Origin of the sequence: Bosea sp. AS-1 (assembly GCF_002220095.1) — a bacterium.
GTDB lineage: Bacteria > Pseudomonadota > Alphaproteobacteria > Rhizobiales > Beijerinckiaceae > Allobosea.
This window is the reverse complement of record NZ_CP022372.1, coordinates 1,023,955-1,046,645: the sequence shown is the minus strand read 5'-3', so window position 1 is coordinate 1,046,645 and position 22,691 is coordinate 1,023,955. Positions and strand designations below refer to the sequence as shown.

Here is a 22,691-nt window from a genome sequence, read left to right as displayed (position 1 = left end):
CGGCTCAGGCGAGCGTGCCGACCTTGAACGTTTCGCCTTCGAGCCAGATCTGCACGGCCTTGCCGCGGTGTTCCGGTTCCATGTCCTCGGCCGTCTTGTAGTAGCCGTCGATCGCGACCAGCTCGGCCTCGAGCTTGCGGCAGAAGATGCGCGCCTCGCTATTGCCCATCGTGCCGGCCATCGCCCGTCCGCGCAGGGTTCCGTAGACATGGACCGATCCGCCCGCGACGACCTCCGCGCCCGAGGCGACAGAGCCGATCACGGTGATGTCCCCTTCGAGGAAGACCAGCGACTGCCCCGAGCGCACCGGCTGCGTGACGATCATCGAAGGCACGGCCTTCGGCGGGGACGGCAGCACGGGCTCGACGGTTTCGACGACCTCGGCCTTCGCGCTTTCGGTGGCGACCGGAGGCTCGATATCCGCAGTCGGGCGGCCATCGGCCATCGCCGGCGGCAGATCCGAGCCGAGCAACGCCGGGGAAGCGCCTTCGATTCCCATGATCCGGACCTGCCGGGCGCCGAGCTTGCCGACGAACTCGCGCAGCTCCGCCCGATCGATGTCGAGCCCCGTGACATCAAGCACGACGGGGCGCCGCAGGAAGAAGCCGGCGGAGCGCGACGCCAGATCGTCGAGCCGCACCAGCCAATCCTCGAAGGGCAGCTCCGGGGTCAGCGTGAGCGCGAGATAGGACCGCCCCTTGAGGCGGATAGGCCGGGGTTGAGTTAACACGTCGGTTATCTTGGTAAATTTTCGGTTGCTTCGGTGTATCGATGGAATGGTTAACAGATCGTAAATCGCCACGGCGTCAGGGGGTCGGAGCCTTCACGGCAGAGCTCCGGCCCACCGCTCGGCGAGGCGCCATGCCGCCCCGATCAGCCGAATGAACGACGACAAACCCTGCCTTTTGCCCGATTGTCACAGGCCTCCTCGGGATGGCGTTCCGAGGTGGGGCAGCTCATCTGCAGCGCTGACGCTGGCAGAATGCCTGTGGAAAGCCCGGAGAATCGTCCCGCTGCGATTCGGGTCGATGAGGATGAGGAGACAGCATGAGAGCATCCATCGTCGCCGCCACACTCGCCCTGTTCTGGCAACCCGCTTGCGCCGAAACGATGTTCGTCGTCTGCGACAACGGCCTGCGCTGCTTCAAGCCACCCTGCCCGGCCCGGGATGTCGTGCTTCTGCCCTCCGGAAAGCGTCTGCCGCGGACTGATGCCGCGCTGGATCGCTTGACCGATGCGGAACGAAAGCGCGTGAACGATGTCAGCGGCACCTATTACGGCAGCATCGTTTTCGGCGGCGAAATCGACAGCGGTCAAGGCCCGCCGGTGACCGCCCGGCGCATCATTCGCGACGCCACCAAAACCGAAGCCGCCCTCTGCCGAAACAGAAGGTGACCCCACGCCTTCTATGAACCACCGCTCCTGCCGCGAGCTCTACAAGCGATGGTCGGTCTTGAGGCGGCGCTCGATGAAGCGGCTATAGGAGCCCATGCCGTAGCTGAACACGGCGTAGACCAGTGCCGCGAAGACATAGCCCTCCAGCACGGCGATGCCCTGCCAAACCGGGTCGCGCATCGCCGAACGCACCGTGTCGAGGAAGTCGAGCAGGCCGATGATGGTGACCAGCGTCGTGTCCTGGAAGAAGCCGATGAAGATGTTGACCAGCGGCGGGATGACGATCTTCAGCGCCTGCGGCAGCACGATCTTGCGCATCGACAACCAGTAGCCGAGGCCGAGCGAGGCGGCGGCCTCGTGCTGGCCCTTCGGCACGGCCTGCAGGCCGCCGCGGACCGTCTCGGCGATGTAGGCGCCGGCAAAGATGATGATCGCGACCTGGGCCCGCAGCAATTTGTCGATGGTCACGCCGTCGGGCATGAACAGCGGCAGCATCACCGAGGCCATGAACAGGATCGAGACCAGCGGCACCCCACGCACCATCTCGATGAAGATGACGGCGATGACCTGGATGGCCGGCAGCTTCGACGAGCGCGCCAGCGCCAGCAGCACGCCGAGCACGAAGCCGAAGCCGAGCCCGATCGAGGAGAGCATGAAGGAAAGCGGCAGGCCGCCCCAGCTGGTGGTCGAAACGACCGGCAATCTGAACACACCGCCATACATCAGCACACCGCAGATGATGACTACGCCGAGCCAGAGCCAGAGCAGCCGGCGCGACCAGAAGCGCGGCATCATCGAGACGATCATCGCGGCGAGGAACAGCAGCATCGCCAACCCCGGTCGCCAATGCTCCTCATACGGGTAGAAGCCGAAGATCATGAAGCGGAGCTTGGTGGCCAGGAAGGGCCAGCAGGCGCCGTGGCCGACCTTGCAGGCCTGCGGCCCGCCTTCCGTGACGGCGCGCGTGACGAGCCAGCCCCAGGCGCCTGTGACCGCCCGGTAGATCAGCCACAGGCAAGCGAGGGTGATGACAGCATTGAGCGGCGAGCCGACATAGGGCTTGAGCGTCGCGAACCACGCCCCGCGCGGTCGCGGCGGTTCCTCGCGTTCGACGGTTCCGAAGCTCGCCATGTTGGTCAGGTCGGCCATCTCAGCGCTCCACCAGCCTGACGCGGGCGTTGTACCAGTTCATCAGCAGCGAGATCGTGATCGACATGCCGAGATAGACCAGCATGAAGATCGCGATGCCCTCGATCGCCTGGCCGGTCTGATTCATCGTCGTGTTGGAGACCATCACCAGATCGGGGTAACCGATGGCGATGGCGAGCGATGAGTTCTTGAAGGTCGAGAGATAGGAGCTGGTCAGCGGCGGAACGATCACGCGCAGCGCTTGCGGCAACACGACGAGCCGCATGGTCTGCCCGTCATGCAGCCCGACCGAGCGCGCCGCCTCCCATTGCCCACGCCCGACGGAGAGGATACCGGCGCGCACGATCTCGGCAATGCCCGCCGAAGCCGAAAGGCCGAGCCCGACCAGCAGCGCCGTGAACTCCGGCGTGACCTGCAGACCGCCGGTGATGCGAAAGCGGCCCTTCTCCGGCCAGTTCACCACCAGATCGGGCTGGAACAGCAGGAGCGCCAGGAACGGCGGGACGACGAGCGCGGCCAGGACATAGGGCCACGCGATCCGGCTGTGGCCGGACACGACCCTTCGGCGGCGAAAATGGGCCGCGACGAGAAAGGCCAGCAGAATGCCAAGCGCGAGCGCGGCCGCTACGCCGCTATGGGCGGCGGACCAGCGCAGCGACGGCAGGATGAGCCCGCCATTGCTGAGGAAGACATCGGGCAGGATCTGCCATGCCTCGCGCACCGGCGGAAAGACCGCGACGATCAGCGCGTACCAGAGGAAGAGATAGAGCAACAGCGGCACATTGCGCAGCGCCTCGACATAGAGCAGCGCGAGGAAGGACAGCAGCGGGTTGCGCGACAACCGCGCGAGACCGACGACGAGACCGAGCACGCTCGACAGAATGACCGCGAAAACCGAGACCCAGACGGTGTTGAGCAAACCGACCAGAATAGCGCGACCATAGGTGTTGCCGGAATCATAGCTGATGAAGGACTGGCTGATGACGAAGCCGGCCGGCCGCGAAAGATAATCGAAGCCGGTCGCGATGTTCTGATCGGCTAGCTTTCGCGAGACCGTTCCGAACAGATAGAAGCCGACGCCAAGGACGAGCGCGACCGCCACGACCTGATAGAGCACCGCACGCACGCGCAGGTCATAGAGCAGCCGCAGCGGGCTGGATGTAGATGAGGCCATCGGGCAGTTCCGTGCCGGAGACGCACCGGCCGCAGAACGACCGGCGGTTCAGTTCAATCGAGGGAACGCACGCCAGATCGCCGCGCGTCCGATCGGACGCGACAACGGCGATCATTGAATTCGCTACCGCATCGGATCCTCCGAGAAGTGGAAGCCACTTCTCGGTCCGATGCAGCAGCAGAAATCACCGGAAAGGCGGCGAGTAGAGCAGCCCGCCCTTGGTCCAGAGTTGGTTCGGACCACGACTCAGGCCGAGCGGGGTCTTTTCGCCCAGATGACGCTCGAAGAGCTCGCCGTAATTGCCGAGCTGCTTGATGGCGTTATAGGCCCATTTGTTGTCGAGATTCAGCATCTTGCCGAGATCGCCATTGACGCCGAGCAGGCGCTGCACCTCAGGGTCCTTGCTCTTCAGCTGTTCGTCGATGTTGTCTTTAGTGATGCCGTATTCCTCGGCCGCGATCAGCGCGTTGACGGTCCAGGAGACGATGTCGCGCCAGTTGCTGTCGTTCTGACGAACGACCGGCGCCAGCGGCTCCTTCGAGATCGTCTCGGGCAGAATAACGTATTGCTTGGGATCGTTGGCGATGGCGCGCACCGAAGCAAGGTCAGAGCGATCGGTGGTGATGACATCGCAACGGCCGGAGAAGAAGGCGTTGCGCCACTCATCGGGATTTTCGAAGACCACCGCCTCATACTTGATGTTGCGCGGCTTGAAGTAGTCCTCGAGGTTCTGCAGCGTCGTCGTGCCGGGCAGGATGCAGACCGCTGCCTGCGACAGCTCCCCCGCGCTCTTCACGCCGAGCTTGCTTGAAACCATCAGTCCCTGGCCGTCATAGAAGACGACGGGCGCGAAATCGAGGCCGAGCGAAGCATCGCGCGAGAAGGTCAGCGTCGTCTGGCGCGACAACAGATCGACTTCGCCGGATTGCAGCCCCTGGAAGCGGACATTGGTGTTAAGCGGGACGAAGTCGACCTTGTCCGGTACGCCGAAGACGGCGGAGGACACGGCGCGGCAGATATCGCTGTCGAAGCCCTGGCGCACGCCCTTGTCGTCGGCATAGGAGAAGCCTGGGGCCGTCGGGGAGACGCCGCACAGGATCTTGCCTCGCTTCCTGACGGCTTCGAGCGTCGCCTGTGCCGAGGCCGGCGCGGCGAAGACGGAAAAGGCAGCCGCGGCAAGGCCGAATGCAACCAGCTTGGTGAACATCTTTGGCATAGGCGTTTCCCCTTGGGCGTGCCTGTTGTCGGCACTGCGAAGGGAGCCTATTGGGGGCCGAATGCGACCGCAAGGGGCTGCGTGCGGGGAAAACTCGCGCCGCAGCGGCCGAGCGATGCCGCGGCTCGTCAGCCTTGCTCGAAGAGCGAAGGCGTGCCGCCCGTATGGACGATACAGGCCGCTTCGTCGCGCGGGATGCTTCCATCCTCTACGTAGCCCAACAGCCCTGAGAAGGCCTTGGCGACATAGGTCTGCTCGATGATCAAGGCTTCGCATTCGGCGAAGAGCCCGGCCGCTCGTAACGAGGCGGTCGTCGGGATACCGTAACCCTCGCCGAGCTGCCGGACATCGATGCTCACACGGTCGAGCCAGCCCGACGGCGGCTCTCGACCGACGAGCCGGGCAAGGCCAGCGACGATCTCCTCAAGCCGGCGCCGAAGCCCCTCGGCCTCGTATTCGACGCTGGGAAGATGGAAGTTCCAGGGCAGACCGAGCGTGGCCGCGCCATAGATCATGCCGGCCTCGGTGGGGCCCATGGAACCCGGCAGAACGACATGGCGCAGGTCGAGATCGATGGCCTCGGCCTGCTCCGCCAGCTCGCTGGCAGCCCGCACATAACCGAGCGCGCCACGAATCGGATCGCCGATCAGATAAGGCCGGCGCCCGGCTGCAGCGAGATCGAGCATGGCCTTACGCGCCAGCCGTCCGCGTTCCTCTTCGCTGACGGGGCCGAGGCGGCGGATCTGCGCACCGAGCCGCTGTGTCAGCAACGCATTACCACGCAGCGGGACCGCGACGTCCCCCGCATACAGCACCAGCGCGTCGAGGCCGACCTTCGCCGCTGCAGCAGCCGCCAGGCGACATTGATTGGAAGCGAGCCCGCCAGCAACGACAAGCATATCGCAGCCCCGTTCCTGTGCCTCGCCGAGCCAGAACTCGAGGCTCCTGACCTTGTTGCCGCCGAAAGCCAGCGGCATGCAATCATCGCGCTTCACCCAGAGCTGCGGATGCCCGACCGCCTGGCCAATGCGCCGCATCGGCTCGAGCGCGGTCGAGCCGCCAACGAGGTCGATCCGCGAAAACGCGCTCAGCATGTGGCTTGTCTCCCAACGGCCCCGCTCGAAGCTGCAGCTCGCCGTGTCGCAAGGCAGCACGGTTACAGCTGCGAAAGCTCGGCTGTTGGCGTGATAGGTGGAAAGCCCTGCGCCGTCGAATACATCGTTTGGGGGAAGCGTTCCGCTGCGGGCACTTTTGCCGGAAGCCTCACGCTGCACTCATCCCCAGCGAACCACGGGTCCTGCCGGCTCGCTTCGTGCCGGCGGCAAGGCGGCATCGCGCGAAAACGCGCGGCCTGAGACAGACACCTCACAGAATGGGGCTTGTCGGAGCCTCGGCTACGCATTTTCCGTGCTGGCGGCAGTAAGCAGGGAATTGCTGTTTGCCGGCAGCAGAAGCAGCGCGTTGTTCATTCCCCAGATCGCGGCTTGCGTTCGATTCTGGACGCGAATTTTGCGCAGGATGGCTTTGACATGAGCCTTCACCGTCGCCTCGGTGATATCAATCTTCCGCGCGATGAATTTATTGGAATCCCCCTCGATCAGGCAGCGCAGAATGGCTGTCTCGCGAGGAGAAAGCAGAGGCGCCGCCGTATCCTCCTGAGAGGTGTACGCTGCCGATATTTCGTCTTCGTGCGACGCGATGGTAGCGGCTTTCGAGCGACGCTGTGCCTTCACGGCCGGCGCGGGCGCAGGAAACGCCGGCGGGAAAATGGATTCTCCCAGCATCAGCAGCTCGATCGACTTGACGAAGGCATCACAAGAAATGGCGTTGACCAGGTAACCGGCGGCGCCGGCCTTGAATGCCAGCGCCGGCTCGTCCGGGCCATAATGCTCGGCCACCACGGCGACATAGGCCTCCGGATACTGTTCCCTCAGGAGCTCGATCTCGGCAACGACGTCACCGAATTCGTCATCGGCGTGAACGATCAGGAACAGAGTTTTAGGCGCACGTGTCCTGAGCTTGATCTGCTCGGAGCAAGAATTTGATGTAAGGACACGAAAATCGTTCGCTTGCAATACTCTGGAAATACCCTCCTTCATCAGCGAGTATTTCCCTAGAATGACGACACAAAAGGCCCTGTTCTCCTTCATAGGACTCTCCCGGTAATCAGATAATTTATCCCAGTCCCCCCTCTCCCTATGAATTCAACAATGCATGAAATTCGGCGGATCCACCGAAGTTGAAGAACCCGCCCACGTTCCTCTTCGGCGCGGCTCGACGCGAAATCGTGTCGCGCGTGCGACACATTCCATTGTCGGGTTCAAGAAACGCGACGTCGAAATACGCGAAAGACCGACGCGATAGGACACCGCGCCAGACGCGCTTCCATCCTTGGTGCATTTTGGTAGGAAACGAGCCGTGGCGCTCTGCGCCGCGACACCCTGCGCGGCCCTTGCAGGTTCGCCCTTATCAAGAGCGGCCCCTGCCACCTTACGCAGATGCAAATGCTGAAAAACGCTGTAAACCACTGAAATGCCCGCAACACATGAATGTTCAGATCGAACCGAAAGCGATCTGCCGGCACCTTCCAGAACCAAAGTTACCTAAAATTTGCCTCGACGGCAAGTTGATTAGCAAATCATTAACGCTTGCGGGAAACTCATATCGAACACGTCTGCATCAAGCCCCTAAACAGCCTGGAACAGTAGCGCAATCCACTGCGAATAAAGCGCATCCCGACTGTGGTTAATTGGGAGGCATTGCGTCAGCGGCAGCCGCCTTTCGACGGCGCCTGCGCGCTCCTGAACAGGTAATACAGGCGAATGCGCTTGCTGATCGTCTGGATTGTTCCCTTGGGATTCAAAATCGAATCGACCGCCCTGCCGGAAATACCCTTGCACAGCTTCAGCGCGTCGAACCGATGCCCGAGATCCTGCAATCGCCCGATATGATAATTCCAGAACGCCCTGTCCTTGAACTTGAAAGCACTAGCGGACAGATAGGCATAGTACTCCTCCAGCAACTCACCGATCCGCGCCGCCTTTTCCTGCTGGGAAAGGTACCAGTCGCCATATTCCTGACAGTCGCTGATTTCCGCCGACAGATAGGCGTTGCTTTCGAGAGAGCGGGTCGTCAACCGGTCGAAATGAATGCGCTCATGCGTCAGAATCTGGTGCACGAAGCCGAAATCCGCATGCCTTAAATGCTTCACGCATGCGCTGGTATCCGCCTCCTGCGTCGGGTTTGGGAAGAATGCGTCGGTCTTCCGCACGAGATCGGACCGGTACATGACCGAGGTCGGATTCCCGAAGACCCTCAGCATGCCGAGCAGTTGAGCGCGACAGATATCCTGCCCCGAAACGATGGACTGCGAATAGGACAAGCCGGCGTTCCGGACATACCAGATATCCTGCCCTCCGCTCAGCTGGTACGCGCCGACGATCCCGATCGATGGGTGGGTTTCGGCCAGGCCGACCATCTTTTCGAGGCATTCCGGGTAAATCCAGTCATCCGAAGCGATGACTTTGCAATACTTGCTATTCCTGGAGATGAGGTCGAACGCTCGATTATAATTGGCGATGCTCGGCAGTGCCTTGTCATTGCTGAAGACACGAATTCTGTTGTCGCGGCGCCGATATTCCTCGACGATATCGAGCGTTCCATCCACACTGGCATTATCGAGGATGATGTATTCCCAATTCTCATATGTCTGCGACAGTGCACTTTCGATGCACTCTCTCAGGAATTTCTGCCCGTTGCGTACAGGCGTCACCATACTTACCAACGGGCTGCTGCTCTTGTTCATCGCGCCCACCTTCGTTGTTATCTCATCTTCTCTGGACAATTTCCGGCGATATCCAAGAACAAATCAGTGAACCTTGCCGCTGGCATAGGAAAATGCGCAGCACACCTTACGGCGGGGATCTGTGCCTCGCGGGCATCGGCGAGCACCGCGAAGCAGAGCGTTACCTCCGATCCAGCCACCCCAACTCCAAGTACAGCAGCGTTCGGCATGAGTGCGCGTTCTTTCGTGTCCTGGTTCAATCTCCGGATCAGCCGTCTGCAGCCGAGAGCAGGGAAGCGGGGACAGCCTTCAACCGGCGCGCTGCAACGGCGTGCGTCTCCGCGTCGTCCTGCAGCAAATATTCATAGCGTTCGATCTGCCTGCGTGTGAGGGACTGGACGTCCTTTCCCATCTGGAACGCCTCGTACCACTCGACTGTCCAGAGCAGGCCCTGATCGAGCTGCAGCACCGGATGCCAGTCGAGCAGCGTCCGCGCCTTGGAAGTGTCGAGGCGCATCAATTGCGCTTCGGTCGGATGGGCCGTCCCGTCCAGCGTCCAGGAAGCCCCGTCCCCCCACAATGCCACGAGCTTGTCGGCGATCCAGGAAACCGGCCTGGCATCGGTTTCCATTGGCCCGAAATTCCAACCCGAGGCGAAGCTGGCACCGTCCTCGGCAAGCTTCTCGCAAAGCAGAAGGTAGCCGTGGAGCGGCATCAGGACGAATTGCCAGGGCCGGATCGCCGTGGGGTTGCGGATACGGCAGGGACGGCGGTCCTGGAAGGCCCGGATCAGGTCGGGGATAAGCTGGCTCGCCGTCCAATCGCCACCGCCGATAGCATTCCCTGCCCGGGCGCTGGCCAGCGCCACCCCGTGTCGGGACAACATCTCCGGCGCGAAATAGCAATCGCGATAGGCGCCGGTCACCAACTCCGCGCAACCCTTGGAGTTCGAATAGGCGTCGCGACCACCCATCGGGTCGCTCTCGCGGTAACCCCAGACCCACTCCCGGTTCTCATAACATCTGTCGCTCGTGACATTGACCACGACGCAAGGGCGGTCGAGCCGGCGGACCGCCTCCAGCAGGTGAACCGTCCCCATGACGTTCGTGGCGTAGGTTTCGACCGGCGCCTCATAGCTCCGGCGAACCACCGACTGGGCCGCCATGTGGATGACCACATCGGGATTGCACGCGGCGAGTGCGGATTGGAGATGTGCGAAATCGCGGACGTCGCCTAGGATCGAACGGACGCATTCCCCCACTTTCGCCTGTTCGAAAAGGCTGGGCGCCGACGGCGGATCGAGCGCGTAGCCGGTGACATCGGCGCCCAGCGCCTCCAGCCAGAGCGAAAGCCAAGCCCCGTTGAAACCGGTGTGCCCGGTAACGAACACCTTGCGGTTTTGCCAGAAAGAGCGATTCAGCATGGCTGTCCCGGCCCCACGCAGCGAACATCCGCTTTTACGAAGAGCATCCCCTTTGCAAAGCGCATCCCCGCCCCCCGGAATTCAGGCTCTGTACGTGGATAATGTCCGCCGCATTACCCAGGTTCCGGCTGGGAAACTGTCACGCTTCATGGGTTTGCTTGGGAAGGCTTCGCGCGCCGTGTCGAACGGCTGAGGCAGCCAATGCCCGTGCCATAGAGAGCATCACGCAATCTGATCGGCGCGCGCTCTCGCGGAACGGAAGAGATCGAGATAGAGCGCCTTCTCGCCCGCAATCGTAAGTAGCGCCGCGAGATAGGCCACGCCGAACGAGCCGACATCCAGCAGGAGACGCAGCACCAGCGGCGCCGGCGCACACAGACGATGTACCCCGAAGCCGATCGACGCGGCAATCGCGCATGCGGCCAAGGGACTCGCCAGCGCCCCTACGAACGCACGAAAACGCACACCCGTGCCGTGCAACGCCCAGACCGAAACCGGGATCACTTTGAGCACCATGACGGATGAATAGGCTATCGCGACGCCGCGTGGTCCGTAGGGAAGCCCGGCCAGGATTCCCGCGATCATGACCGAGGTTGAGAACAGCCCGATCTGCACACCGCGTTTCACCAGGCCAAGCGCATTGAGCAACCAGCCGAGCGGGTTGGAGATCGCTAGCACCAGGATCGTTGACGCAAGAATCCTGAAGATCTCGATGGCGCTCGTCCATTTCGGCCCCAGCACCACCATGATCAGATCGTCGGCGAATAGTCCGCATATGGCCGCCAGAGGCAAGGTCAGGGTCACGACCAGCGAGTAACCCTTCAGGAAGTAGCGCCGGAGACGATCGAGATCGCCCCTGGTTCGGGACAGCGCTGCAAATGCGACCTCGCCGATCGTCGTGTTGAGGTTTTCGGTCGGGAAATTGATGAGATAGAAGGCCCGGCTGTAGAGGCCGGTCGCTTCCGTGCCCCAGACACGACCGAGCAGAAGCTTGTCGATATTGGTCGAGAGATAGGACAGAAAGCCGATCAACGTCGTCCCGCCCCCAAATCGCAGCATGGAGCCGAGCCCGGTGCTGCTCCGCGGCCGGCCCGGGATCCAGCCGGTCAACAGCCACAGGCCGATAGTCGTGGCCAGCGGCAGGGTGATGGTCATCGAGACGATCGCCCAATAGCCGCAGCCCGCCATCGCCATTCCCACCGACACCGCCGTCGCGATCAGCAGCGAGCCGATCTCGATCCGGGCAGCCACCCCGAACGACAGGCGCCGCTGGAGCAGCACGCCATGCTGGATGCCGGCAGCCGTGATGACGAAGGTGAACGCGATCACGTCCATGATCGCGAGCAAACGCGGCTCGCCATAGAATGCGCTGACCATCGGCGCAGACAAGATGGCGGTCAGCGTGAGCAGGGCGCCGCAGGCCATGTTCAGCCAGAACAGCGAGGACGATTCGTCCTCGCTCAGTGCATCGCGCTGGATCGCCGCCTGAAACAGGCCGAAGCAGCCGAACATGTTCAGCATGCCCGTAAAGGCCGTCACCATCGTGACCAGCCCGTAATCCTCCGGCGTGAGCAAGCGGCCCATGACCATCAGAGCCAGGACACGGATCGCGAAGCCGACCCCGCGTGAGCCGACAGTGATGAGTCCAGCCCGGACGGTCCTGCTCTTCAGATCCTGCATGTCATTTCGGATCACCGGTTCAGAGCATCAACTTGCGGGCGTAGAACGCTTCCGCATATCCGCTCGGTGCATTGCATTCCATGCCGCGCAACCGCATCAGCGCCATGAAGGTCGAGCGGTCGAACCAATGCTTGTTGCCCTGCGACTTGAAGGTATCGAGGATCAGGTCGACCTTCTTCTCGCAGGTGTCCCCCGACAGCGCATTGAAGACGCTGGGCTGCCCGAGATCACCATCATATTTCGGGATCTCGTATTCCAGGATCAGATGGCTGCGGAAAGTATTCCAGGTCAGCTCGGCGATCAGCCGGTGATCCTGATGAGAATCGTGGCGATTATGCGTGAAGATGATGTCTGGAGACACCTCCCGCTTGATTTCCTCGAAGACGTTCTTGATGTCGGCTCCGACGAAAGGCATGTATCCGTCCTGAAAATTCTTCAGGACGACCCGCTTCATGCGGGCGGGGTCGACGAATTGCCGCGCCCCGCTCGCCGCTTCCGCGGCGCGCACGCCGTTCGCGCTGAACACGACCCAATGAAATACGGCATCCGGATGCTCCGCCGCGATCTGCAGTACCGTGCCGCCACAGCCGATCTCGATATCGTCGGAGTGGCAGCCGAGGCACAGGATCTGGAGCGGGGAGGAACCGGCTCCATCGGGTTTCAGCCGCAGCATGGTCAGGCCACCTGCGTCATCGTGGGAGCCGCTTTCGCCATTGCCGGATACGGGACGCCGGCGCATTCCCTCCAGACTTTCCACGGCGGGTTGGTGTCGTTGAGCTCCTCGAGACGCTGCTTGTCCTTGAAGGTATCCATGCACTGCCAGAATCCGGTGCATTTGTGCGCCAGCAGGGCCTGGCGCTCGATCAGCCGCGCGAACGGCTCGCGCACCAGTTCGTCGCCCGGGTTGATGTAGTCGAAGATCGCATTCCGGAAGACGAAGAAGCCGCCATTGATCCAGATGTCGGACTGGCTCAGCGCCACGACCTCAGCGACCTTGCCCGCCGGCGTCGTCTTGACCAGGTCGAAGCTTGCCGTCGGCTGCACCAGCAGTAGCGAACCGACGGCATCGCTGTGCTGCAGCTCGTCGATCATCGTCGGAAGGTGCAAGTCGCTGAGGCCGTCGCCGTAATTCGCAAGGAAGTATTCCTCGCCCTTCAGATAGGGTTCGACGGCCTTGAGGCGCTCGCCGATCGTCGCGTGCAGGCCGGTTTCCACGAAGGTGATCGTCCAGTCGTCGCTGTCGCGGTTGATGAAGTCGATCTTCCGGCCGCCACGAGACCAGACGAAGTCGTTCGAGATCGACTCGTCGTATTTCAGGAAATAGTCCTTGATGGCGCCACCCTTGTGGCCCAGGCAGAGGATGAAGTCCTTGTGGCCGAAATGGGCGTAGTACTTCATCAGGTGCCAAAGGATGGGACGCGATCCGATCTGCACCATCGGCTTCGGGACATCGTCGACATATCCCCGCATCCGCATGCCCATGCCGCCGCAAAAAAGTACGACCTTCATGACCCTCTCCCTTTACAGTCCCCGCCCGAAACCTGGGGCACCGTGACTTAGGTTGCCGTTACAGCCTTCAATTCCGCGGGAAGCTCATATCCATAACGTTGCATCGCCTTTTCATCGGCCATGGCAAGGATGGAGCCGATGAACTTGAGCCGAGCTTCGCCGGCCGACCGAAAAGCTTGCCGAACGAGCTCGGACGGGGTCGCCCCCCATTTCACCACGAGCAGAAAGCCATCGAGCGCCGAGGCCGCAGCCCGCACCTGAGGGCCGGCGACCAGTGCCGGCAGGTCGACGATGACCAGATCGTGGGAACTTTCCGCAGCACTCAGAACTGCTTCCAGCAGGCCGCGCGGCAACAGGCGATCCCCACCGCCGAGCCGCTCGGCGAGCGGCAGGACGTCCAGGCCGGGCTGCACCGCAACGATGCCCTCGAGCGCTTCGGTCGGCGGGTGCGCTCCCGGGGGTGGCGGGTCCTGCGAGAGGCTCGCGATCCACCGCGAAAGCGAGGGGTCATCCGGCACGGCATCGACCAGCAGCACCCGCCTTCCGGCCGCGACAGCCGTCTTCGCGAGGCTGATCGCAAGCGTCGTCGTGCCTTCTCCGGGTAAAACCGATGTCACGCCGATGGTTTGGGGCCCAGCCGAAGCAGAGTCCTGCACCATCGCGGACGCACGTCGCAGCACCGGGCGCTCCGATGCGAGCAAACGCAGAGCAGCGCCGTCCTCGGCCCAGTCGCCGACCCCGGGGAAACGCGGAACAACACCGAGGCACTCCAGGCCGAGGACGTACTCCATCTGGTGCTCGCTACGGATCGTATCGTCGATCAGGTCGAGCAGGAGGGCGATGGCGCTCGCCGCGCCCAGGCCGAATAGGGCGGCGGCCGCGAGGATCAGCGCCGCCGGAGGTCCATCCTTCCGGATCGGCGGTTCCGCTTCCGAAACCACCTGGGCGCTAGGGCCGAGGCTTTGGTAGATCTCGCGCAAGGTCGGCGCCCTGGACGAGGCGGCATCCGAAGCCCGCGCGCGCTCCTGCAGATAGGTTCGCACCACCATGTTGACGATGCGGGCCGCCTTCTCGGGATCCGAGGCCCTGAAACTCACCGTGACCATGTGGCTCGTGCCAACCTGGCGAACGCTGAGCTTGCCCTTCAGCTCTCCCAGCGCTGCGCGAAAGGCGGAGTTGCCTGTCACGGCTTGGGGAGAGGCCTGCTGCTGGCCAGCCTTTCGCACTTCGGAGGACGACGACTGAGGGCCCGCGAATTCAGGATCCTCGGCCAACTTCAGCGCTTCCACGACCTTGGCCAGGACATTCCCGGAGCGCAGCAACTCGATCTGGTTCTGGACCATCGGCAGATCGGCTCGCCCCGGCAGGATCGCCTGGTCCGGGCCTGTCAGGACCTGCCTGATATAGATCAGCAGCTGGCTGGAAGCGGTGTATGTCGCCGGACGCAGGTGGATATAGAGGGCGGCAATGGCCAGGCAGGCCGCGGAGCCAAGAGCGAGCAGCCATTTGCGGCTCCTGAGGCTTCCCAGACCGAAGGAGGGGCGCGGCCGCACATCGAGCTGGCCATCGAACCCTTCCGTGCTTTGGATGACCTGCGGGCGACTTCTCGTGTCCATCGTGCACTTCGATCAAAATGGGGCCCGTTTCCGGCGCCCGGTTCAGCTCGACAGACTCGCGAAGGGGGGGATCACATTCTGCCGAAGCAGCCATGCCGTGCGAGGCCAGTTCGCTGGCGCCCTCCCCCACCTGGCGATGTCCGCCCGCAGTGGCTTTCACGAAATCAACGCAAGGGGATCCGCTGCCGTTCCTGCAGCACTGGCTTCAAAACGGGTCTTGAGATCGTCTGCCCTGCCCGACGAGAGCACGCGCGCCACCGGCCCCGTGCTTCGGATCCCGCAAGCTGGGATCGGCGGTAGTGGCTTCAGCCGAAGGAGTTGCGATCGCTATGCGTCTCTTCGACCACTTTTGGCGGTCGAAGCCGAAGCCATGTCCCGGCAGAGCCACACATAGATCGTGCCCATGACGAACCAGAAATATCAATTGAACGACAGGTAGAAATGCATGTTGTCCGAATAGGACTCGAGCATATAGGCGACCAGGATACAGGAAATGATCAGCAGGCCGGGCGGGTCGCGTCGCAGTCCTTTCGCGAGACACGTCGCAGTCCTTTCGCGAGACACCATGCCACGCAGCCAAGCAGCCAGATCAGGGCGAGGAAGCCGAGAAGCCCCAGCTCGAAACTCATCTGAAGGTAGAAATTATGGCCGTCGATGCCTTCTGGGCTGACCAGGGGAAAGAAGCTCGGCGTCGCGGGCTTGAAGGATTCGAGACCATGACCGAGCACCGGCTGCTCCAGCACCTCCGGGATGGCGGATTCCCAAAGCGCCTGCCGCCAGACATAGGAATTCAGCCGGTTGCTGTCGTTGAGCTGTGAAAAGCTGTCGACCTCCGTCGCGGCCGTGACGTCCGTCAGCCGATCCATCAGGCTGGGATTCACGATGAAGATCACTGGCACCAGCAGCAGGCCAGCGAGGAACCGGCGGTCGATCCTGAGAGCGTAGACCAGGAACATCACCCCGCAGACACCCCAGGCGCTGCGCGTCTTGGTGAGCAGGAGGAACATCATCAGCAGCGGGAGGTAGAGCGTCACCAGCGTGCGGACCCGCCCCGATACCTGAACAATTTGCGATGACCTGACATAGAGCCCCAGCCCCAGCACCAGCCCGAGGTAGAAGGCATAAATGTTCGCGTGTGAGAAGGTGCTCTGCAGGCGGAATTCGTCCAGATCGGACACCCCCCGCGCGATGTCGACAAAGGCATAGAGCAAGGGTGGGATCGACGATGCGATCGCCAGCACATTGAACAGGGCACCCACTCCCATCGACGCGCCGCCGGCATCCCCGCCCAGCAGATTGAAGATGGGGTCGGACGAGGTGCGGATCAGAAGGGTGTCGAATGCAGCGCCCCGCAGCAGCCTCCAGATCGCCTCGACATTGACCTCACGAACGGAACTCGTCCGCCAGATGCGATCGGCCGCCGACGGAAGCATCTCGCCCGGGGACGGCATCGATGGAGCCCGGCGCCGGCTTCATGCTTCGAGCTCCCTGCCCTCACCCCACACTTCGGCGACATGCCGAATAGCCTGGTTCTCCTCGCGGATCGGCCGAAGCCAGAGTTCGACGTCCTGGCGCCAGGTCGCGGGAACGGCCGCGGCCGCCCGGCCCTGTCCGATTCGATCGGCCAAGCGCGGTACAATCAGTGCGGCGGCGGCCCGCGGCAGCTCGCGCCACCGGCCGTGCCTGAGTGCAAGGGCGGTGAAGATGGAAGCTGCCGGTCCACGTGCGCCGGCGCGCAGAAGCTGCCTTGCGAGATAGCGCTCATGTCCGGCTTCATCCGACTCCACGCCATAAGCAGCCGCCAACGTGGCATATCGCTGGGCGATGGTCCGACGGCCCGCTCGCATCGGCTCGACGTTCATCGACAGCGATTGCCGACCGAGGCGATAGGCGATCAGCGGCCGGTCGACCGCGGCCAACCGCGAATGCAGGGCCAGCCTGATCCAGAGATCCCAATCCTCGGAGCCACGCAGCGCAGGATCGAAGCCTCCGACATCCAGCACGAGATCGCGCTCGGCGATCACCGTGGACCCCGTCGGGATGCTGTTGCTCGCGAGCAAACCCGCCAGTACATCGCCGCCCTCGACATGGTGATGCCCGACGATCCGCAACCCTTCATCGACCACCGCCACTCCGGTGCAGGCCCATCGTGCCGCATTGTCGCGCATCGCCGCGAGCTGCAAGGCCAGCTTGTCCGGAGCCCAGAGGTCGTCATCGTCGCAGAAGGCGACCCATCGTCCCGCAGCGTGAGCGATACCGGCATTGCGCGCGCCCGATATGAAGCGCGGCTCGGCATGGTGCACGACTTTTACCCGCGGGTCGCGAGCGGCGAGACAGTCGAGCCAGCCCGCGGTCCCATCGGTCGAGCCATCGTTGACGACGACGAGTTCGATCGCGACACCCTGCTGGCGCAGAATCGAGTGGACCGCCTGCGGCAGGATCCGCCGACGGTTGTGCGTTGGAACGATGACAGTGACTTCGACCACTCAGGCGCTCCTCATCACTGTGATGGCGGCATGCCTGCCGACGAGGGCTGCGCCGCGCGCATCCGCGACGTCCGCAATCGCCTCGACGCTTTCGGCCGGCGCCTGTTCAACCTGCCGCCCGGCCCTGAACAGGGCTGCCAGCTTCCGGCATTCGCGCGCGACATCGTGCTGCTCCAGCACACGCGCTCGCCCCGAGCTCCCCATCGTCCGGATGACGGAGTCCGGCGCGCTCAGGCATTGCCGGATCGCGTCGGCGAGTCGATCGACGCTTCCCGCGGGAACGAGCCAGCCGCAGTCCCGGTCGGCGACCAGCTCCGGAATCCCTGCGATGTGGGTGGCGACGACGGGGCGGCCGAGTGCCAGGGACTCCATCAGGACGACCGGCAAGCCCTCCGCGAAACTCGGCAGCACCAGGGCCCTCGCCTCGCGGATCGCAGTGCGCACCTCGGCATTGCTCATCCAGCCCGCCAGCTCGACATGTTGCTGGAGCCCAAGCTCCCGGATGCTTCGCTCGAGCTGCGGCCGCAGCGGGCCATCCCCCGCCAACGTCAACCTGAACGGGAGCCCCTCGCGCGCGAGGGGTGCGAGAGCCTGGAGGAGGATCAGATGCCCTTTCTGCTCGCTGAGCCGGCCCACGGCCACGAGTCGGGATTTCGGGACGCTCTTCGATGGCGGCGCGTTCAGGAAATCAGCGTCGAGCCCACAGCGCACCAGCTCGATCTTCTTCCAGGCCTCCGGGGGAATCCAGCGGCAGAGCTGGCTGCCGGTGAACGAGCTGATCACGCAAACGAAGGCCGCGTGCTTCACCTTGGCGGGCAGGCCGAGATATTCCGGCCTGTCGAACTCATCCGGGCCGTGCACGGTGAAGCTGTAGGGTACGCCCGTCAGCAGGTGGCACAGCATGGCGACTTCCGCGCCATTCGTTCCGAAATGCGCGTGAACGTGCTCGATGCCCTCTTCCTCGACCCAGCGCGCGAGAACGAGCGCCTCCGCGAGGTAGATAAGGTGGAACGGAGCCGGGCGGCTCGAGCGCCGCATCATCCTGATGGCGGCCCATGCGGCTTTCGCCAGAGCGCGCGGCCTCCGCACGAAGGCGCCCGCAAGCGCCGCGAGGAACTTGGCCTTGCCGCCGTCGAGGATATAGCGCGTACGGGCCTTTTCGCTGATGTCGTCCGGATCCACCAGCCTGCGGTCATGACCTCGGAGCGAAACACGCAAGACCGATATGCCGTTCCGCTCGAGCTCGGCGATCTCGCGCCGGATGAACGTGTGCGAGACCGCAGGATATTCGGAGACGAAGTAGCAGACCCGCATCAAGGTTTCCCTTCTCGCTCAATAGGCATTGATGCGCGCGCGCTTCGAGACGACCGTCCAGACCAGGATCTTCAGGTCGAAGAAGAACGACCAGTTGTCGACGTAGTAGAGATCGTGCTCGATCCGCTTCTGCATCTTCTCGAACGTGTCGGTCTCGCCGCGCAGGCCATTGACCTGGGCCCAGCCCGTCATCCCGGGCTTGACGTTGTGCCGCCGGAACATCCTGCGGATCTGGTCGGCGAACATATGGTTGTGGGCCACGGCGTGCGGCCGCGGCCCCACGAGTGACATCTCGCCCCGCAGGACATTCAACAGCTGGGGTAACTCGTCGATATTGGTGCGCCGCAGCACCCGGCCGATCCGGGTCACGCGGGGATCGTTCCTGACCGCCTGGCGAAACCCGTCACGCGCCTCTTCCAGGCAGTTCATGCTGCGGAACTTCAGGACCTGGATCGGCTCGTTGTTGAAGCCGAGCCGCGTCTGCCTGAAGAGAACCGGACCGCGCGTATCGAGCTTGATCAAGGCCGCGACGACGACGAACAGTGGCCACAGAAGCGTCAGCAACGCCGATGCGGCGGCGACATCGAAGGCACGCTTCAGGAACCGGTCCCGCAACGAGCACGGCCCGCAGAACAATTCGAGCACCCGCAGATGCCCGTAGTTGCCGACGCGGCTGCGCCGCATGAGCTCTGCCAGTTCGATCGGCAGAAGCTGGATCCTGACGGGCAGTTCCGACAGCGTCTCCACGCTCTTCGAGACGACTTCCATGTTGTCGGAGCCGAACAGGATGAGCACGGCGTCGATCGGCAACGCCCGGCATTCGCGCCGGATCTCTGAAAGTTGTACCTCCAAGGAGGCACTCCCACCGGCACCGTCCGGCACCGAAGGAAAATCATACCAGCGCAGGATATGCTCGTGCCTGGCAGCCAGCCGGGCCCGAACATGCCCGACCCCTCGGGCACCGGGCATGACCAGAACCACCATGCTTTCGCGACGCCACTGGCCATGCCAGCGCACCCGGTCGATGACCTGCCTGAGCCCTGCCCTGATGGCAACCTGACCGAGCAGCGTCGCCAGCAGCTGCGCGAGGAACGTGCCGCGGGAATAGCCGCCGAGGCTGTTGGTCAGGTAGCCGGTCGTCAAAAGCGCGACGAATGACAGGCAGAGCGCCGCCCCGCCTCGCGAGCAGCTGTGCTCATTCCATTGCGGGCCGAGCAGGTCGTACTGGTTGTCGGCGATGCACAGGGCGACGTACAGCGCTCCCACCGCAATGGAAGCCAGCGCATAGTCGCTGCGGAAGAAGATCACATCATAGACTACGAACGAATACACGAGAAAAGCGCCATAAGCACAGGCGACGATCACGATCATCTCGAGGCTGGCGACCACGACAGTCCAAAATACCTGCGTCCCATGAGCCAGCGTGGCCGTGGGGACATGTCGTGCCTGGGGAGAAATAGCGTTGGTCGACATCAGCTCACCAGATGCTGCCGCTGCCCATCGAAATGCTCGACGTCCGCAATGACTTAATGCCGGTGGCAAGCGTGGGTTCTTCGTGCCTGACCAAATCGAATTTTCGGGCCCGCACGCACGCGGAGTACGTTTGCCGAAAGCGCAACAGGTTGCGCTTTCGGCAAACGCGAAGCGAACATTCCCTAACGTAATTTATCTCGCGATTGCCCCGAACGACCGAATACTTCACTCGAAGTCAGCGCGAATTTCTTTTGCGCGAACCAATCTTCTGATCCGGCATTGAATTTCTCGAACGGTATGCGGCGGGACACCGGCGGCCTCGCGCCGCGCATCGGTCGCGTTTGGCCTGCTGCCCGCGCGACGCCTTTTGCCTGAGGGACTTTCGATGCCATCAGACACGGCCCATCCACTCCAGACCGGAACGACGACGCCCGCCCAGACGCAGATTCTGAACGGCCGGTTCGACAAGCTCTCGGCGGATCAGACCGTCGACGAACTCATTCAAGCCATCCGCAATGGAGAGCGCGGCGTCCTCTCCACCGTGAATGTCGCAATCCTGATGATGATGCGCTCCAATCCGCGGCTGCAACGCTTCGTCGATACCTCGCGATGGACGGTCGCCGACGGGCAGCCCCTGGTCTGGGCCTCGCACCTATGGCAGCAGCCCTTGCCCGAGCGCGTTGCCGGCATCGATCTGATCGACCAGCTCTGCGCCCGTGCCGTACGCGAGGACCTCGGCGTCTATTTTCTCGGCGCTGAGAGCAGCATCGTCCGCTCCGCGGTCGGTGTCCTCCAGAACCGGCATCGCGGCCTCGATGTCCGCGGATATGCCGACGGTTATTTCGGACCGGAGCAAGCCGCTGCTCGCGCTCGCGCTGTGGCGGAAAGCCGCGCCGAGATCCTCTTCGTCGCCATGGGCGTACCGCGACAGGAGTACTTCATCGAGGAGCAGTGGGACAATCTCGGCGCGCGGATCGTCATCGGCGTCGGCGGCAGCTTCGATGTCATCGCGGGTCGGCGGAAGCGAGCCCCGGCCTTCGTCCAGCGCGCGGGGCTCGAATGGGCCTATCGCCTCATCCAGGAGCCTCGCCGGCTATTCAGCCGATACCTGGTCACGAACTCCCAGTTTCTCGGCCTGATCTCCTGGAGCGCAATCGCCCAGGTCTCCCGTGTCCGACGCGCGACCCCGCGGCCTTGAGCGAGGATGGAAATGACTTCCCGCAAACGCATTCTCGTGGTGATGGGCACCCGGCCCGAAGCGATCAAGCTCGCCCCTCTCATCCTGACGGCCAAAGCCGACGCCGAGCGTTTCGAGGTTCTGGCGGTGCGCACCAGCCAGCATCGCGAGATGCTAGATCAGGTCGTCTCTTATTTCGACCTGCCGATCCTCGCCGACCTCAATGTCATGCGCAAGGATCAGGATCTTACCCATGTCACGACGGCCGCACTCGAGGGGTTGCAGCACGTGATCGCGAAGGTGCGCCCCGATGTCGTCGTCGTGCAGGGAGACACGACGACGAGCTTCGTCGGCGCTCTCGCCGCCTTCTACGAGAACGTGCCGGTCGCCCATGTCGAAGCCGGCCTCAGGACCTATGACAAGCGGGCTCCCTTTCCGGAGGAGGTCTATCGCCGCCTGACGAGCGTCATCGCGGACTTCCATTTCGCGCCGACCGAGATGTCGAGGCTGAACCTGCTGAAGGAGAACGTGCCCGCGGCGACGATCTGGGTCACTGGAAATACCGCCATCGACGCGCTGCTGATGGCGCTTGCCAAGGCAGCTCCAGCCGCCACGCTCACATCCGCACCAACTCTTCTCCTGACCACGCATCGTCGCGAGAACCATGGCGAGCCGATGCAACGCATCTGCGAAGCCGTCCTGATCCTGCTGAAGGGCTTCCCGGACCTTCGCGTGGTCTGCCCCGTGCATCTCAGCCCGCGCGTCCGCCAGGTCGTCGGCCCGATGCTGGGAGCCCATCCGCGCGTCTCGCTGATCGAGCCGCTGGGCTACGAGGAGTTCGTGCTGGCGATGAACAGCGCTCACATCATCCTGTCCGATTCCGGCGGCGTCCAGGAAGAGGCCCCCGCGCTCGGCAAGCCGGTCCTCGTCCTGCGGGACAGCACCGAACGCCCGGAAGCCGTCGAGGCCGGCACCGCGCGTCTGGTTGGAACAGAGGTGGCCGCAATCGTCTCGGCCTGTCAGGAGCTGCTGACGAATCCGGAAGCGTATCGCGCCATGGCGCAGGCCAGGAACCCGTTCGGCGACGGCCACGCCTCCGAGCAAATCCTCGATGTCCTGGCCCGTTCGCTCGACAGCAACGAGCGGCGCGAAGCGCCCTTCCCGGCGAAGCTTCCCGAGAGCTTCCCGCTCTCCTCCCGGATACCGGCGGAAACGATCCTCCAGGCGGCGATCGCAGCGGATGCGGCGGCACGCACATCGGCTGCCACTCCGGGACCCGAACCATCGTGACGACC

19 protein-coding genes are annotated in these 22,691 nt (G+C 63.3%); 3 read left to right on the top strand and 16 right to left on the bottom strand.

Annotated elements, in window-relative coordinates:
• Window positions 1-4 precede the first annotated feature (4 nt).
• On the bottom strand, window positions 5-739 hold the full coding sequence (gene minC, locus CE453_RS06510) for a septum site-determining protein MinC (protein WP_089177744.1): 735 nt from the start codon (window positions 737-739) through the stop codon (window positions 5-7).
• Between the two features lie 371 nt (window positions 740-1,110).
• On the opposite strand from minC, the gene CE453_RS06505 reads away from it, so the two are divergent.
• A complete protein-coding gene (locus CE453_RS06505) occupies window positions 1,111-1,395 on the top strand; it encodes a hypothetical protein (RefSeq protein ID WP_157732922.1) in 285 nt (94 codons plus the stop codon).
• 39 nt (window positions 1,396-1,434) lie between these two features.
• Here the strand turns inward: CE453_RS06505 and CE453_RS06500 are convergent, their stop codons facing one another.
• From CE453_RS06500 to CE453_RS06430, 15 genes are all read right to left on the bottom strand, one after another.
• A complete protein-coding gene (locus CE453_RS06500) occupies window positions 1,435-2,544 on the bottom strand; it encodes an amino acid ABC transporter permease (protein ID WP_089173843.1) in 1,110 nt (369 codons plus the stop codon).
• Between the two features lies 1 nt (window position 2,545).
• Window positions 2,546-3,718, bottom strand: coding sequence for an amino acid ABC transporter permease (locus CE453_RS06495; protein ID WP_089173842.1), 1,173 nt, complete (start codon window positions 3,716-3,718; stop codon window positions 2,546-2,548).
• A gap of 184 nt (window positions 3,719-3,902) precedes the next feature.
• The gene (locus CE453_RS06490; RefSeq protein ID WP_089177743.1) at window positions 3,903-4,925 is read right to left on the bottom strand and encodes an amino acid ABC transporter substrate-binding protein; all 1,023 of its coding nucleotides are present in this window, start codon (window positions 4,923-4,925) and stop codon (window positions 3,903-3,905) included.
• A gap of 137 nt (window positions 4,926-5,062) precedes the next feature.
• Window positions 5,063-6,028 (bottom strand): 1-aminocyclopropane-1-carboxylate deaminase/D-cysteine desulfhydrase, encoded by a 966-nt coding sequence (locus tag CE453_RS06485; protein ID WP_089173841.1) that lies wholly within the window; start codon window positions 6,026-6,028, stop codon window positions 5,063-5,065.
• Window positions 6,029-6,328: 300 nt separating this feature from the next.
• Complete coding sequence (locus tag CE453_RS06480; protein WP_198302284.1) at window positions 6,329-7,084, bottom strand: response regulator transcription factor; 756 nt, start codon at window positions 7,082-7,084, stop codon at window positions 6,329-6,331.
• A 614-nt stretch (window positions 7,085-7,698) separates the two neighbouring features.
• A complete protein-coding gene (locus tag CE453_RS06475; RefSeq protein WP_089173839.1) occupies window positions 7,699-8,739 on the bottom strand; it encodes a glycosyltransferase family 2 protein in 1,041 nt (346 codons plus the stop codon).
• 247 nt (window positions 8,740-8,986) lie between these two features.
• On the bottom strand, window positions 8,987-10,141 hold the full coding sequence (rfbG, locus tag CE453_RS06470; protein WP_089173838.1) for a CDP-glucose 4,6-dehydratase: 1,155 nt from the start codon (window positions 10,139-10,141) through the stop codon (window positions 8,987-8,989).
• Between the two features lie 222 nt (window positions 10,142-10,363).
• On the bottom strand, window positions 10,364-11,821 hold the full coding sequence (locus CE453_RS06465; protein WP_089173837.1) for a lipopolysaccharide biosynthesis protein: 1,458 nt from the start codon (window positions 11,819-11,821) through the stop codon (window positions 10,364-10,366).
• A gap of 19 nt (window positions 11,822-11,840) precedes the next feature.
• Window positions 11,841-12,494, bottom strand: a complete 654-nt coding sequence (locus tag CE453_RS06460; RefSeq protein ID WP_089173836.1) for a PIG-L deacetylase family protein — start codon at window positions 12,492-12,494, stop codon at window positions 11,841-11,843.
• A gap of 2 nt (window positions 12,495-12,496) precedes the next feature.
• Window positions 12,497-13,330, bottom strand: a complete 834-nt coding sequence (locus CE453_RS06455; protein WP_198302283.1) for a glycosyltransferase family protein — start codon at window positions 13,328-13,330, stop codon at window positions 12,497-12,499.
• 47 nt (window positions 13,331-13,377) lie between these two features.
• Entirely contained in the window at window positions 13,378-14,946 is a 1,569-nt protein-coding gene (locus tag CE453_RS06450) for a Wzz/FepE/Etk N-terminal domain-containing protein (RefSeq protein ID WP_089173835.1), read from the bottom strand.
• A 497-nt stretch (window positions 14,947-15,443) separates the two neighbouring features.
• Window positions 15,444-16,397 carry an O-antigen ligase family protein gene (locus tag CE453_RS06445; protein ID WP_089173834.1) on the bottom strand — a complete coding sequence of 318 codons (954 nt, stop codon included), beginning with the start codon at window positions 16,395-16,397 and terminating at the stop codon, window positions 15,444-15,446.
• Between the two features lie 21 nt (window positions 16,398-16,418).
• Window positions 16,419-17,432, bottom strand: a complete 1,014-nt coding sequence (locus CE453_RS06440; RefSeq protein ID WP_089173833.1) for a glycosyltransferase family 2 protein — start codon at window positions 17,430-17,432, stop codon at window positions 16,419-16,421.
• Complete coding sequence (locus tag CE453_RS06435; protein ID WP_089173832.1) at window positions 17,433-18,746, bottom strand: glycosyltransferase family 4 protein; 1,314 nt, start codon at window positions 18,744-18,746, stop codon at window positions 17,433-17,435. It abuts the gene before it with no gap.
• Between the two features lie 18 nt (window positions 18,747-18,764).
• A complete protein-coding gene (locus tag CE453_RS06430) occupies window positions 18,765-20,219 on the bottom strand; it encodes an exopolysaccharide biosynthesis polyprenyl glycosylphosphotransferase (RefSeq protein WP_089173831.1) in 1,455 nt (484 codons plus the stop codon).
• A 385-nt stretch (window positions 20,220-20,604) separates the two neighbouring features.
• Here CE453_RS06430 and CE453_RS06425 point away from each other — a divergent pair, with 385 nt between their 5' ends.
• Both CE453_RS06425 and wecB read left to right on the top strand, forming a co-directional pair.
• Complete coding sequence (locus CE453_RS06425; protein ID WP_089173830.1) at window positions 20,605-21,417, top strand: WecB/TagA/CpsF family glycosyltransferase; 813 nt, start codon at window positions 20,605-20,607, stop codon at window positions 21,415-21,417.
• Window positions 21,418-21,429: 12 nt separating this feature from the next.
• A complete protein-coding gene (gene wecB, locus CE453_RS06420) occupies window positions 21,430-22,686 on the top strand; it encodes a non-hydrolyzing UDP-N-acetylglucosamine 2-epimerase (protein WP_089173829.1) in 1,257 nt (418 codons plus the stop codon).
• Window positions 22,687-22,691 lie beyond the last annotated feature (5 nt).